General features: G+C 64.3%; 12 protein-coding genes, 1 tRNA gene, 1 other RNA gene and 1 pseudogene. 7 read left to right on the top strand and 8 right to left on the bottom strand.

Annotated features, from left to right (window positions below; translation table 11 throughout):
- Positions 1-30: 30 nt before the first annotated feature.
- Positions 31-108: non-coding RNA, sX9 sRNA (locus AC1PLU_RS02220), on the top strand.
- A gap of 171 nt (positions 109-279) precedes the next feature.
- On the opposite strand, the gene bioC is transcribed toward AC1PLU_RS02220, so the two are convergent.
- From bioC to bioB, 5 genes are all read right to left on the bottom strand, one after another.
- On the bottom strand, positions 280-1,164 hold the full coding sequence (bioC, locus tag AC1PLU_RS02225; RefSeq protein ID WP_104551520.1) for a malonyl-ACP O-methyltransferase BioC: 885 nt from the start codon (positions 1,162-1,164) through the stop codon (positions 280-282).
- A gap of 213 nt (positions 1,165-1,377) precedes the next feature.
- Entirely contained in the window at positions 1,378-2,160 is a 783-nt protein-coding gene (locus AC1PLU_RS02230) for an SDR family oxidoreductase (protein ID WP_481094086.1), read from the bottom strand.
- 43 nt (positions 2,161-2,203) lie between these two features.
- The gene (gene bioH / locus AC1PLU_RS02235; RefSeq protein WP_481094085.1) at positions 2,204-2,965 is read right to left on the bottom strand and encodes a pimeloyl-ACP methyl ester esterase BioH; all 762 of its coding nucleotides are present in this window, start codon (positions 2,963-2,965) and stop codon (positions 2,204-2,206) included.
- Between the two features lie 269 nt (positions 2,966-3,234).
- A complete protein-coding gene (bioF, locus tag AC1PLU_RS02240; RefSeq protein WP_481107580.1) occupies positions 3,235-4,440 on the bottom strand; it encodes an 8-amino-7-oxononanoate synthase in 1,206 nt (401 codons plus the stop codon).
- Positions 4,441-4,538: 98 nt separating this feature from the next.
- Positions 4,539-5,573, bottom strand: a complete 1,035-nt coding sequence (bioB, locus tag AC1PLU_RS02245; protein WP_481107581.1) for a biotin synthase BioB — start codon at positions 5,571-5,573, stop codon at positions 4,539-4,541.
- A 49-nt stretch (positions 5,574-5,622) separates the two neighbouring features.
- Between bioB and AC1PLU_RS02250 the strand changes: the two genes are divergently transcribed.
- Positions 5,623-6,348 carry a ComF family protein gene (locus tag AC1PLU_RS02250; protein WP_481107582.1) on the top strand — a complete coding sequence of 242 codons (726 nt, stop codon included), beginning with the start codon at positions 5,623-5,625 and terminating at the stop codon, positions 6,346-6,348.
- A 377-nt stretch (positions 6,349-6,725) separates the two neighbouring features.
- On the opposite strand, the gene ubiA is transcribed toward AC1PLU_RS02250, so the two are convergent.
- The gene (gene ubiA, locus AC1PLU_RS02255; protein WP_481107583.1) at positions 6,726-7,631 is read right to left on the bottom strand and encodes a 4-hydroxybenzoate octaprenyltransferase; all 906 of its coding nucleotides are present in this window, start codon (positions 7,629-7,631) and stop codon (positions 6,726-6,728) included.
- Positions 7,632-7,861: 230 nt separating this feature from the next.
- On the opposite strand from ubiA, the gene AC1PLU_RS02260 reads away from it, so the two are divergent.
- The 3 genes and pseudogenes from AC1PLU_RS02260 to AC1PLU_RS02270 all read left to right on the top strand — a co-directional run.
- A tRNA-Arg gene (locus AC1PLU_RS02260) sits at positions 7,862-7,938 on the top strand.
- Between the two features lie 115 nt (positions 7,939-8,053).
- Positions 8,054-8,269, top strand: coding sequence for an Arm DNA-binding domain-containing protein (locus AC1PLU_RS02265; protein WP_481107584.1), 216 nt, complete (start codon positions 8,054-8,056; stop codon positions 8,267-8,269).
- A gap of 227 nt (positions 8,270-8,496) precedes the next feature.
- Positions 8,497-8,784, top strand: a pseudogene (locus AC1PLU_RS02270) (tyrosine-type recombinase/integrase); the annotation flags it as partial.
- Positions 8,785-8,857: 73 nt separating this feature from the next.
- Here AC1PLU_RS02270 and AC1PLU_RS02275 read toward each other — a convergent pair.
- Positions 8,858-9,766, bottom strand: coding sequence for a LysR family transcriptional regulator (locus AC1PLU_RS02275; RefSeq protein WP_481107585.1), 909 nt, complete (start codon positions 9,764-9,766; stop codon positions 8,858-8,860).
- Between the two features lie 113 nt (positions 9,767-9,879).
- Here AC1PLU_RS02275 and AC1PLU_RS02280 point away from each other — a divergent pair, with 113 nt between their 5' ends.
- Both AC1PLU_RS02280 and AC1PLU_RS02285 read left to right on the top strand, forming a co-directional pair.
- A complete protein-coding gene (locus tag AC1PLU_RS02280; protein WP_481107586.1) occupies positions 9,880-10,800 on the top strand; it encodes an alpha/beta hydrolase in 921 nt (306 codons plus the stop codon).
- Positions 10,801-11,136: 336 nt separating this feature from the next.
- Complete coding sequence (locus tag AC1PLU_RS02285; RefSeq protein ID WP_481107587.1) at positions 11,137-13,380, top strand: beta-glucosidase; 2,244 nt, start codon at positions 11,137-11,139, stop codon at positions 13,378-13,380.
- Here the strand turns inward: AC1PLU_RS02285 and AC1PLU_RS02290 are convergent.
- A complete protein-coding gene (locus AC1PLU_RS02290) occupies positions 13,377-13,721 on the bottom strand; it encodes a hypothetical protein (protein ID WP_481107588.1) in 345 nt (114 codons plus the stop codon). The genes AC1PLU_RS02285 and AC1PLU_RS02290 overlap by 4 nt on opposite strands.
- Between the last annotated feature and the right edge of the window lie 51 nt (positions 13,722-13,772).

Consider the following 13,772-nt stretch of genomic DNA (forward strand, 5'->3'; position numbering starts at 1 on the left):
AGCCGGGCGCTGCCGGTGCTCGGAACCAGCATGTACTGCACACGTACACACCGGTTCCTCCGCGCCGTCTGCACGCACCCGACGACTGCTTGCCACGTTTTGCCAGCCACTCTGGTTGAGGCGTTGAACAAGGTGAGCCGTCACAGGAACATGCGGCCGTTAACGACTGAATTCTACCGGGTGTCGCCGCCGAGCCTGACAGGTCGGCATTGGCATCGGCCCAAGATTGTGTGTCTCACCGGCAGCAGCTGCATTGCGGCCAGCGATCTGTACCGCCGCTCAGTCGATGCGGCGGCGGATCGGGATCGAGGCCAACGGTACGCTGGCGATGTCGTGCCCTTGTTCGCGGATGGGCGCGCCCGGTGCCGGTGCCCAGGCGTGCGCGTAGATCACTTCCCAGGAGCTGGGCAAGGTGCCGTCGGGCCGCCGTAACGGCTCGTACGCGGCGCTGGCGGCGGCGAAGCGACCGCGTCCGGTCAGGGTGGCGCGGCGATCGCTGAGCGCGTTGGTGGCGCCCATCGCCCGCAGTTCGCGCATCAAGGCGGGCAGGTCGCTGTAGGTCAGCGTGAACAGGTCGCGGTCCAGCACCGGGTCGCGGAAGCCGGACATCAACAAGGCATCGCCGAACTGCGCGATTGGCGGGAAGCGGCTGACGTGCGGGGCCGGGTCGGCCTGGGCGAAGGCTTCGCGCAGTTCGATCAGCGTCTCCGGGCCGAAGGTGGAGCACAGCAACAGCCCGCCCGGGCGCAGCGCGCGGCGGAAGCCGGCGAACACCGCCGGCAGGTCTTCCACCCATTGCAGGCACAGATTGCTGAAGATCACATCCACGCTGCCGTCGGCGACCGGGAGCGCGCGCGCATCGGCGCAGACCTGCGCGAACGGTTTCCACCAGCCCGCGGCCTTGCGCGCCTGGCGCAGCATCGGCATAGCCTGATCCAGTGCGATCACCTGCGCCTTGGGCCAGCGTTTCTTGATCGCGCCGCTGGCATGGCCGGGGCCGGCGCCGACATCCAGCACCACCTTGGGCAGCTGGTCGTCAAAGTAGTCGAGCGATTCGAGCAGGCGCGTTTCCGCTTCGCGCTGCAGTGCGGCGGCGGCGGCATAGCTGCTGGCGGCACGCGCAAAGGCGCGCCGGACGTGGCGGGGGTCGAAGGTACTGTTCATTGCGGGGCTATTGTCGCCGCTGCGCGCGGCGGAGGGAATCGATGTGTGGTGTGGCGTGGCAATCGGCATGGAGAGCTCTGCACGCGGTCGCTCTGCCAGCGACTGCGTGGCGACCGCAATGGACCGGCACTGTGTTTCGACACGCCGAGTCGTGGCCGAAAACGACCGCGACGTCCGCCGCGGTCGCCACAACCTCCGCATGGCCGAAGCGCTCTAGAACGTGCCCGGGTAGCTGCCGCCATCGATCAGCAGGTTCTGCCCGGTGATGTAGCCGGCCTGCGCGCTGCACAGGAATGCGCAGGCCGCGCCGAATTCGTCCGGCTCGCCGAAGCGCCCGGCCGGAATGCCCGCGCGCTTGCGCTCGGCGACGTCCTCGGCGGTGCCACCTTGCTGTTGCGCGATCGCGGCGAAGTTGCCGCGCAGGCGGTCGGTCGCGAACTGGCCGGGCAGCAGATTGTTGATGGTGACGTTATCGGCGACCGTGCTGCGCGCCAGCCCGGCGACGAAGCCGGTGAGGCCGGCACGCGCGCCGTTGGACAGGCCCAGGATGTCGATCGGCGCCTTCACCGCGCTGGAGGTGATGTTGACGATGCGGCCGAAGCGCCGTGCGCGCATCGCATCGACGCTGGCGCGGATCAGTTCGATCGGCGCCAGCATGTTGGCATCCAGTGCGCGCAGCCAGTCTTCACGTTCCCACTGACGGAAATCACCTGGCGGCGGGCCACCGGCGTTGTTGATGAGAATATCCACCTGTGGGCAGGCGGCGAGCGCATCGGCGCGTCCTTGCGGGGTGGCGATATCGGCCACCACGCTGCGCACCTCGCCGGCGCCCGGAAGCGCACGCAACGTATCAGCGGCCTGCTCCAAGGCATCGCGCCCGCGCGCGACGATCACCACGTTCACCCCTTCACCGGCGAGTGCGCGTGCGCAGCCCAACCCCAAACCTTTGCTGGCGGCGCATACCAATGCCCAACGTCCGGCGATTCCCAAGTCCATGCGCTGCTCCTCGATCGATGAGTTGGCATGATCGGCGATCCGCTCATGGTACGGACGCAACGAAGCGTTGCAGTGCCTCGGCGACCTGATCGGCGTGGCCGAGAAATGGCGCGTGACCGCCGCTGGCGATGGTGAGTGCTTGCGCATGCGGGGCCAGCGCCGCGGCGGCGTGCATGCCGGCTGCCGGAACCAGGCGATCGCGTTGGCCGGCAATCCACAGGCTGGGGCGGGCCAAGTGCGGCAGCGCGCGGCGCAGGTCGGTGCGTTCCAGCAGGCTCAGGCCTTGTTGCAAGGCGTCGGCGGCCGGTTCGCCGCGCGCAACCAGCGTCTCGCGCAGGCTGCGCAGCTCGGCGCGGGCATGCGCCGAGCCCAGCGTATCCAGCGCCAGAAAGCGCTCCAGGGTGCCGCGATAATCGCGCGACAAGTCCTGGCCGAATTGCACGAAGACCTCGCGTTCGACCGCCTCCGGCCAATCGTTGCCACGCACGAACCGCGGCGTGGCCGCGATCATCGCCAGCCCGCGTACCTGCGGTTGGGTGGCCGCGGCATGCAGCGCGAACAAGCCGCCCAACGACCAGCCGATCCACACTGCCGGCGGTGTGGCCGCAGCGATTGCGGCGACCACGTACGGCAGCGCCAATGGCGTGCTGTCGTCGCGGCTGAAACCGTGCCCGGGCAGGTCCACCAGATGCAGTTGATAGTGCGGCGCCAGTCGCTCCACCAACGGTGCAAACACGCCGCCGTGCAGCGCCCAACCGTGCAGAAGAACCAGCGCAGGCCCGTGGCCGATAACATCGATATGCATGCGCGCATTGTCGCCGATCGGCACGGATCGGCGTGCACAGATCCGCGCGGAAGGGGCGGTGAGTCTTGAGTCAGTGCATGAAGCTTGCGCGTGGCGCATTGATCCTGGGTGCGAGCCAGTACGTGCGCGCATGTCCGCGCCAGCACCAGCGCTTGCGCCACTGATCCAGCAAGTATCAGCTGGGCGTGGACTGCGCGCTCGGTACTGTAGTGGTCGGGTGGTCCATGCCACCCCGCGCACCGGCTGCGCAGTCGTTTCGATCGCCGCCCTCAGGCGGAGGCGCGCAGCGGTTGCCGGCTCACCACATCGCGGGCCTGCACCAGGGCTTCGATCAACGCCTGCACCTGTTGTGGCGTGTGCAACGCAGACAGGGTGATGCGCAGACGCGCCTTGCCTTCGGGTACGGTGGGCGGGCGGATCGCGCCGATCAAAAAGCCGGCCTGTTCCAGCGCAGCGGACATCGCCATCACCGTGGCTTCTTCGCCGCACAGCAAGGGCTGGATCGGTGTATCGGAGGCCATCAGTTCGAAGCCATACCGGCGCGCGCCATCGCGAAAACTGCCGATCAATTCGGTCAGCCGCGCACGCCGCCAGTCGTCGCGCCGCGCCAGGCGCACGGCCGCCAGGGTCGCGGCGACCTGCGCCGGCGGCAACGCGGTGGTGTAGATGTAGGGGCGCGCGGTTTCGGCCAGATGGCGCACCAGCGCTTCGTCGCCAACCACCACCGCGCCATAGCCACCGAGCGCCTTGCCTAGGGTCACCAATTGCAGCGGCACTTCGGCCACGCCGAGCCCCGCATCGGCAACGCAACCGCGCCCTTGCGGGCCGAGCACGCCCACGCCATGCGCATCGTCGACGTAGAACAGCGCTTCCTGCATGCGCGCGACCAGACTCAATGCACGCAGCGGCGCAACGTCACCATCCATGCTGAAGACGCCATCGCTGGCCAGCATCGCCGCGCCCTCGGGCGCACCCTTGAGCTGACGCATCGCACCTTCCACATCCAGATGCGGATACCGCCGCAGCCGGCAGCCGGCCAGGCGTGTGGCATCGAGCAGGCTGGCGTGATTGAGCCGGTCCTGCACGCAAACATCGTCTTCTTCGCTGAGCAAGGCCTGCTGTACCGCCAGATTGGCGATGAAGCCGCTGCCGAACAACAGCGCCGAGGGATAGCCGAGCCAGTCGGCGATCTCGCGTTCGAGCGTTTCGTGCGCGGTGTGGTGGCCGCAGATCAGATGCGAGGCGGTGGCGCCGGCACCGTCGCGCGCGGCGGCGTCCTGCAAGGCGGCGACCACTTCGAACTGCTGCGACAGGCCCAGATAGTCGTTGGAGCAAAAACCGGTCAGCCAGCGGCCATCGATTTCCAGACGCACGCCATCGCGGCGGCCCACCTGGCGCCGCACCCGGACCCGTTCCTGGGCCACACGCAACTTGCGTAGCGACGAAATCCGTTCGTGCAGATCGGGGCGAGCCATGGAGTCGTTCAACGGCGGGAAGGGCCGCTAGCGTAGCGTGCGCAGCTCAGCGCGCCCAGCCGGCACCGACGACCGGTGCCGGCTGGGTGGAGCTGCGGTTACGCGGCGTGTTCGCAGGCCGCGCCGCGGGTGATGTCCGCATGCACGGTGCCGGGGTGGTCGTGGTCGGCGGCGTCGACGGTGATCTGCATCGGGCGCAGGCCCAGGCGCTGGAACAGGGCCTGGTCGCGTTCGGTGTCCGGGTTGCCGGTGGTCAGCAGTTTTTCGCCGTAGAAGATCGAATTGGCACCGGCCAGGAAACACAGCGCCTGCAGTTCGTCGCTCATCGCTTCGCGGCCTGCCGACAGGCGCACCATCGACTTGGGCATGGCGATGCGGGCAACGGCAATCATGCGCACGAACTCGAACGGGTCCAGTTGCTGGGTGCCATGCAGCGGCGTGCCGGCGACCTGCACCAGTTGATTGATCGGCACCGAATCCGGATGCGACGGCAGCGTGGCCAGCGCCAGCAGCAAGCCGACGCGGTGCTCGCGGGTTTCGCCCATGCCGACGATGCCGCCGCAGCAGGTCTTCAGGCCCACATCGCGCACGTGCTCCAGGGTGTTCAGGCGGTCCTGGTACTGGCGGGTGTGGATGATCGAGTCGTAGTAATCCGGCGCGGTGTCCAGATTGTGGTTGTAGTAGTCCAGCCCGGCGTCCTTGAGCGCGCGCGCCTGGCCGGCGTCGAGCATGCCGAGCGTGGCGCAGGTCTCCAGGCCCATCGCCTTGACCTCGCGGATCATCGCCGCGACCTTGGGGATGTCGCGCTCCTTGGGCGAGCGCCAGGCCGCGCCCATGCAGAAGCGCGAGGCGCCGGCGGCCTTGGCCTGGCGCGCCTTGGCGACGACTTCTTCGGTCTCCATCAGCTTCTGCGCGGTCACGCCGGTGTCGTAGCGCTGCGCCTGCGGGCAGTACGCGCAGTCTTCCGGGCAACCGCCGGTCTTGACCGACAGCAGCGTGGAGACCTGCACTTCGGCCGGATCGAAATGGGCGCGGTGCACGCTGGCGGCGCGGTGCAGCAGCTCCGGAAACGGCAGATCGAACAGCGCCTGCAGCTCTTTGCGATCCCAGTCATGGCGTACGACAACAGACATTGGGGTTTCCTGACAGTCAGCGGCTTGGAAGGCAGGCAGTCTGGTGAGCATGCAAGAGGCTGTCAACTTCGATGGGGTGCGCTCGGTTTACAGGTGGCCGCAACGGGTGTTGCGGCTGCTGCTGCCGAGCGTGTGCCTGGTCTGTGAAGAGGCCGGCACTGCCGATTGCGATCTGTGCCCGGCATGCCGCGCCGCCCTGCCGGATCACGGCCACGCCTGCCTGTGTTGCGCGACGCAGTTATATGTTTCCGATGGAGCGCTGCGATGCGGACACTGCCTGCAGCACCCGCCACCGCTGCAGCGCGTGCATGCGTGCTTCACCTATCGCTGGCCGGTGGATGGCTTGCTGCGACGTTTCAAGTTTCATCAGGATCTACCGGCCGGGCGCTTGCTCAGCGAGTTGATGGCCAAACGCTGTGCGGACTTGCCGCGCCCACAGGCGCTGGTGCCGGTGAGCCTGCATCGGCAGCGCCTGCGCCAGCGCGGCTACGACCAGGCGTTGGAGCTGGCCAAACCGATTGGCCGCGCGCTGCGGTTGCCCTGCCTGCCGTTATTGCGCCGCGTGCGGGCGACCGCTCCGCAATCGGAGCTGGATGCGGACGAACGCCAACGCAATATGCGGGATGCGTTCGTGGCGCGCGGCGTGTTGCCAGCGCATGTGGCCTTGGTGGACGACGTGATGACCACTGGCGCCACGCTGCACGCGGCGGCGCAGGCGTTGCGGCACGCGGGTGTGCAGCGGGTGGATGCGTGGGTATGCGCGCGGGTGCCGTGAGGCTTGGCTTACGCGTTGTAGCCTGCACCGTGAGGCTTCGCACGCACTGTTTGATGCGACTGGTCATCAAGTCGCGAGCCCACCTAAGTCATGAAAATAACGTGCCGAAGCGACGGCGTGACCGGGGATTGGCGGAGAGCGGCACAGGGATGTGTCGCGGCGGCGAGTCAGACAGGATGTCTGACCGAGCCGAGGAGCCGATTCCCGGTCGCGCTGTCGCCTCCCACCGAAGCCGGCACCTGACAAGTGGAACCATGCCGTACCCCAAACCCCGCTCCGCGCTTCAGCCCGCGTCTGCGACGTGGGCGCTCCAAAGCGCGCAAACAGTACCTTCTCGTCCCGGGCTTAACTCGCGACGCGATTGCCGCATCTGCCCGTCAGCGCAATGCCAGCGCAGCGGCGATGCCGACGAAGATCGCCAGGCCTACCCAGTTGTTGTGCAGGAAGGCGCGGAAGCAGGGGCCGCGTTCGCGATGGCGGGCGATGCGGAATTCGTAGGCCACCAGCAGCGCGGCAATGCCCAGCCCGGCCCAGTAAGCGATGGCAAGATCGGCACGTAGGCCCACCAGCACCAGGGCCGCGAACATCAATGCATACAGCACGCCTTGTGCAACCAGATCGAACTTGCCGAACAGGATGGCGGTGGACTTGCTGCCCATGCGCAGGTCGTCCTCGCGGTCGACCATGGCGTACCAGGTGTCGTACGCGGTGGCCCACAGGATGTTGGCCGCATACAGCAGCCAGGCCAGTGGCGGTACGCTGCCTTGCACTGCCGCGAACGTCATCGGGATACCCCAGCCGAAGGCCATGCCCAGATAGACCTGGGGCAGGTGGGTGTGGCGCTTGAGATAGGGATAGCTGGCGGCCAGGAACACGCCCGGCACGCTCAGCGCCACGGTCAGCCAGTTGAGCGTGAGCACCAGCGCGAACGCCACCAGCATCAGCACCACGAACACCCATAGCGCCTCGCGCCCGGATACCGCGCCGGTGGCCAGCGGACGCGACTTGGTGCGCTCCACATGCGGGTCCAGCCAGCGGTCGGCGTAGTCGTTGATCACGCAACCGGCCGAGCGGGTCAGCCAGACCCCGGCGGTGAACACGAACAGCGTCCATAACGGCGGCAGGCCATCAGCAGCCAGCCACAGCGCCCACCAGGTGGGCCAGAGCAGCAACAGGCTGCCGATCGGGCGATCGCCGCGGATTAACTTCCAGTACTGGCCCAGTCGCTGCGGCCAGGTCAGCGCGGCCGCAATGGGTACGTGTTCGACAGCATGCTTGCTCATGCCGCAAAGGGTAGCAGCGCGACTTGGATGCGGTCATGCGCTGGCTGGTGGTCGAGCCACCTCGACGGATGCTCACCGGGCGTGGTGCGGCCATGAGCCAATGGTCTGGGCGAAGATGGGCCGGCATGGCCGCTGGCCGGGCAAGCGCCGCGTGCTCCGGGCGTTTCCCACAGGTTGGACCCCGCCAGGGCCGTCACCTGGGCGCCTGTTCTGGCATAATGCGCGGCCAGGCGCTCGTAGCTCAGCCGGATAGAGTAGTGGCTTCCGAAGCCATTGGTCGGGGGTTCGAATCCCTCCGGGCGCACCAGATGGTCCCTCCAGGGACGTCCATGCAAGTCCAAGACCCCCGAGAAATTGGGGGTTTTTGTTGTCTGCCGGTTCCCCGAGGTTCACCCTGATCCATTGAAATCCAGGCTGGTCTGGTGCATGGCTGGGGGCCGCTTGCCCCCAGCGCAGATACGGATGCCCCCACACCCCCAACTGATGCTTCAGTACGTAGCGCAAAGCCCGCCACCAAGCCCGTAAGGCTGTTTGATGGCGGTGGCCTGTATGTTGCGATCTCGCCGACAGGCGCCAAACTCTGGCGATGGAAGTATCGGTACGGCGGCAAAGAGAAGCGCTTGGCACTGGGGGTCTAGCCAGAGGTCAGCCTGGCAGAGGCGCGAGCGCAGCATTTGGAGACACGCAACGTCCTTCGGTCAGGCATCGACCCAGGGGAAAAGAGACGGGTCGACAGGCTAATGCGCGTTGATCGGTCTCAGCTCAGCTTTGCGGTTGTCACTGCGGAGCTCCTGGAGCTACATGCCAAGAAGAATTCCGCCCTGACGATGAAGCGCAATGGCAGGCTCGTCGAAAAGACCTTAACCCTTACCTCGGTCATAAGCCTATCGCTGAGATATCTGCGCCGGAACTCCTGGCGGTTCTACTTAAGATAGAAATGCGTGGTGCCATCGAGACAGCACATCGCGCTCGAGGTATTGCCAGTATGGTGTTTCGATACGCGATCACCGTGGGCAAGGCTGAGCGCGACCTGGCTTCAGATCTTTTTGGGGCGCTGGAGACCCCAAAGGTGCAAAATTTCGCCAGCGTGACCGAGCCGACTGCCGTGGCGCCTCTGCTGCGGGCCTTGTGGGGACGACGTCCCCACAGCTGACAAGAAGCAATTTTCTAGCCCGCTGGAACCCCCGCGAGTGCAGAAGTGCCGTAGTCAGAGGCTCGCTGACCCATTATCCGCCTGGTGGATCAGCGCTCCATTCGTCGCTCAGTAGGTCGATGAAGCGACGGATCTTGGGCGAAAGGTGGCGCTTGCTCTGGTAGACGATACGGATGGGCTCAGGAGGGGGCTCGAATTTTTCCAACACCCTGACCAGCATTCCCGATTCGAGGTCATCTCGGATGAGATAGTCAGGAAGTTGGGCGACTCCCACACCTGCGCAGGCCGCGTGTTGCAAGGCTTCCCCGCTATCCATGACAAGCCTGCTTGCATCCGAAAAGGGCACATCGCCTTCTTCTGTTCGGAATGTCCACGGTCTTGGGCGTCCTTCGTCCAGGAAGAAACAGCAATGGTGCAGAGACAGATCAGAGGGGGTTGCTGGCTCGTTGTGCTTGGCTAGGTAGCCGGGCGATGCGCAAGTGAGCATTCGTTGGTGAGTGACGGTGCGACTGAAGATGCGAGAGTCCTCGCGCGCAGGGCCGGTGCGTACTGCAATGTCGATACCATCTTCAATCAGGTCCACAAAGCGATCGGAATACTGCACAACTGCGCTGACATTGGGCCACGCCTCGATGAACCGCTCCAGGACAGGAAGCACATACCGCACTCCCAATGTCACAGGAACACTGAGGGCGAGGCTGCCATAGGGGGCTTCCGAGCGAAGCGCCATGGCAGTCTCGGTCTCCTTCAGATCTTCGAGGATCAGAGAGCTTCTTGCATAGAGGACTTGTCCATCGTCTGTCAGGCTCAAGCTCCTGGTTGTCCTGTTCAACAGCCGCATACCCAGTCGTTCCTCCAAGCGAACGACACGCTTGCCGACTGCCGAGCGCGTCAACCCCAGGCGTTTGGCGGCCAGCGTGTAATTACCGCTATCGACGGCCGTAACGAACGCGATAATGTCGTTTATGTTTGTGAATTCCACGCAGGCCTCTAGGGATTTAACGCCGGAACAGTAGGGACCCCCATTCCCCAATCATGCGCCTAATCTTGGCATGCGGTTTTTTAAAGAACCAATTACCAACTGAGGGAATTCCCATGAACGAGAGCGTCAAGGCAAGTGTCAAAGAGTGGGCTGAGAGCTTGGCAGAGCTTGCCCCGGTGGTTACTGGGGAAAACAAAGCGCTCACGATGGAAGAAATTCGCAAAAGCTACGTGAACATGCTCGCCAAGCAGCTTCCGCCAGCAGGCGTGAGTTTTGAGAAGATCGAGCTGAGCGGCGTGCCCACAACTTTGGTGACGCCACCATCGCAGACAACGGACGCGGTCCTGTTCTATATCCACGGCGGCGCCTACATCGTCGGTGCGCCCGATGGATATCATGGAATAGGTGGCAACTATGCGCAGATGCTGGGCGCCAGGGTCTACATGCCCGATTACAGGCTTGCTCCCGAATATCCTTTCCCTACGCCAATTGAAGACACGCTGGCGGCCTACAAGGGGCTTCTTGCGTTGGGCATCCCGGCCCAAAAAATCGTTTTTGCTGGCGAATCGGCTGGCGGCGCCATGGTGGTTTCGGTCATGGTGGCGGCGCGCAACGCAGGCCTGCCTCTTCCTGCAGCCGGCACCGCCATTTCGCCGTGGGCGAATCTGGAGCACACCGGAGCATCGGTCACCAATCGCGAAGGACTCGATCCGCTGAACACCGCGGCGGGACTGCGTTTCCTGGCTCGCACCTTCCTGGGCGATGCGTTGCCCAATCATCCGATGGCATCTCCTGTATTCGCCGATGTCACCGGCCTGCCACCGATCCAGATTCAGATCGGCGAGAACGAGTTGATGTTGAGCGACGCGATGCGCCTGGCGACTCATCTGGGAGACAACCGTGTCCGGGTCGACCTTGAAGTCTGGCCGGGTATGTTCCATGCGTGGCACTTCTTTGCAAACGCCCTTCCCGAGGCGCGCGAAGCACTTGCAAGCTCGGTGCGTTTCTTGAGTGCGCAGCTCGAAAGGACCTGAGCCTAGCGACGTAGTGATGGCCTGACAGAAGTGTCAGTACGCGCTATCTGCTGATGCTGTTCTTTGAACACTGTGCTGTCGGCTACAAAGCAGATAGCACAGTGGCGTTGGATAAGAGATTACTGTGAAGTCGCGTCGCTCGTCGTGTCCGACGACCCTCGCCATCTGCTGTTCGCCGGTCCGGGCAAGCGATCTTTCATTGAATGCCAACGCGAAGCTTCGCCTTGCGCGTCAAGCGATCCGATGCTCGCGCCAGGCGCGCATTCGAGAGCCGCGTTTCATCACCTCCATACTCTCAGAAGCGTATTTTTCATGGAAATTTTCAGGAGTTCTATCTTGGACAGCACCCGTCACAGCGATACGCCTGGAGCCACGGATAACGCGAGCGTTATGCGCAAGGGCCATGCTCGATCGGTCGCTACCCACGCGCAGCAATTTCCCTGGTCTGACGCAAGCCTGTCACCTGAGACGCGTGCGTCTCAGGTTGTTCAGGCGATGACCGAGGACGAGAAATTTGCATGGTTGTCCGGGCCAATGGCAATTCCGATTGCGGGCAGCGACAAGCCGGAAGGTGCGCTCGGATCAGCGGCCTACTACCCGGCAGTGCCGCGTCTGGGTATTCCTGCGCAACAGCAAACCGATGCAAGCCTGGGTGTGGGGAATCTGGCGAATGTGCGTCCTGGCGATAACGCCACCGCGCTGCCATCGTCGTTGTTGCTGGGGGCCACCTTCAATCCAGTCATGGCGCGCGAAACGGGCGCGATGGTCGGGCAGGAAGCCAGGGCCAAGGGCTTCAATGTGCAGTTGGCAGGCGGGGCGAACCTGGTGCGAGAGCCGCGCGGTGGACGGAACTTCGAGTATGTCTCCGAAGACCCACTACTCACCGGTGTGATCGCCGGCAACTCGGTCGCGGGTATTCAATCGCAAGGCGTGGTATCCACCGTCAAGCATTTTGCGATCAATCCGCAAGAAACAGGGCGCGTGGTGGTGAGCTCGGACATCGCGGATCAGGCGCTCCAAGAGTCGGACCTGCTTGCCTTCAAAATCGCTATCGAGATTGGTGAGCCAGGTGCAGTGATGCCAGGCTACAACCTGGTCAACGGAGAGTGGGCCAGCGAAAATGCTTACCTCATCAACACTGTGTTGAAAGAAGAATGGAGATATCCGGGTTGGGTGATGTCCGACTGGGGGGCGACCCATTCGGTCGAGAAGGCCGCACTTGCCGGACTGGACGTCCAATCCGGAGCGAACCTGGACCCTGAGCCGTATTTCGGCGAGCCGCTGCGAACGTCCGTCGGCAAGGGCCTGGTTCCCCAGGCGCGTATCGACGACATGGTGCATCGTCAGCTGCGAAGCCTCTTCGCTGTGGGGGTCATCGACAATCCGCCCCAGCCTGGCGCTGCAATCGACTACTCCGCGCATCGACTGTTGGCACAGCGGTCTGCCGAGCAAGGCATCGTGTTGCTCAAGAACCAGGCAGATGCACTGCCACTTGCCAGAGGCGCTAGCCGCATCGTCGTCATTGGCACACAGGCGGACATCGGTGTCGTGGCAGGGGGCGGCTCGTCTGCCGTCACTCCGATCGGTAGTGTGACCAAGCCGGGCTTCGAGTTCATGGGAACGGTGATGGAGAAGGTCTACCACCCCAGTTCGGTGTTGCACGCGATCAAGGCCGAAGCGTGTGCGGCGCAGGTCGATTATGTGAGCGCGAACGATGCGGCCGCCGCCGTCAAAGCGGCGCACGCTGCCGATGCGGTCATTGTCGTGGCCGAAGAATGGCGCTCGGAAGGTCAAGATGCCCGGGGTCTCTCATTGCCCGATGGGCAGGATGCGTTGATCAGTGCCGTGGCCCAGGCCAACGCAAATACGGTGGTGGTGCTCGTCTCCGGCGGACCGGTCACGATGCCTTGGCTTGCCGACGTCGTTGGCGTGGTCGCAGCGTTCTACCCTGGGCAGGGCGGCGGGGAAGCCATCGCTGGCATCCTGTTTGGCCGCGTCAACCCTTCCGGACGCCTGCCCATCACGTTCCCACAGCGCGTCGAACAGTTGCCGCATCCAGAGCAGCGAGATCCGGCGACCACGACATCCAATCCGGGCGAGCCGATCAAAGGCGACATCTTCCATATGGATTACAACGTCGAGGGCGCGGACGTCGGCTATCGCTGGTTTGCCTCTCGCGGCCTAACCCCCCTGTTTCCGTTCGGATACGGGTTGTCGTATACGCGCTTTGAAACCCATGACCTGCACGTGCGCGATGAAGGTGGCAGGTTCGTGGCGCGGTTTGTCGTCTGCAATTGCGGCGACCTTGCCGGGGCGTATGTGGCGCAGGTGTACGTGGCGGGTGTGGGTGCGATTGAATTTGTGTACCGGCTTGGCGCCTTCGAGCGCGTCGAACTTGCGCCTGGCGAGAGCAGGCAGCTGGAACTGGAAATCGATCCCAGGTTTTTCGCCAGGTTCGATACGACATCCCGTCAGTGGGCGATTGCGGAAGGCACCTACAGCGTGCGCGTAGCGGACAACGCAGCCGATCCAGGGCAGTCAGTTTCGCTGGACGTGGGAGCTCGCAAATTCATGCTTTAGAGAACGGCACTGACCCAGCAGGTTCTGCTCAGGTCGTGCGGTTGATGCAGCGTTTGCTGCCTTGCGACGATGGCAGCGGTAAGCGCGCGGCTCACGGAGTATTTGCCAAGAATGCTGGAGTCGATATGCAAAATGGCGGTCATGGGACAATCCTGGGGCCGCGAAATTGCGGCAATGGTTGGAAAAAAGAACGCTTTGGATTTTGCTGAACTGCGTCGATCAGCATCACCTGCAGGTGCCTGGAACACGCCGCATTCCTTGCTGCCGGATAACGCTTCACCCGGGTCACTGCAGCGCTGCAGAACCTGCGGACCCACGCGAGCGTGCAAAACAGCGCGCACGCCGGCACCTGCCAGGGAACAGCGTCACAACACGCCGTGGGTGACGGCGAA

It is taken from the genome of Xanthomonas sp. NCPPB 2933 (assembly GCF_056725225.1).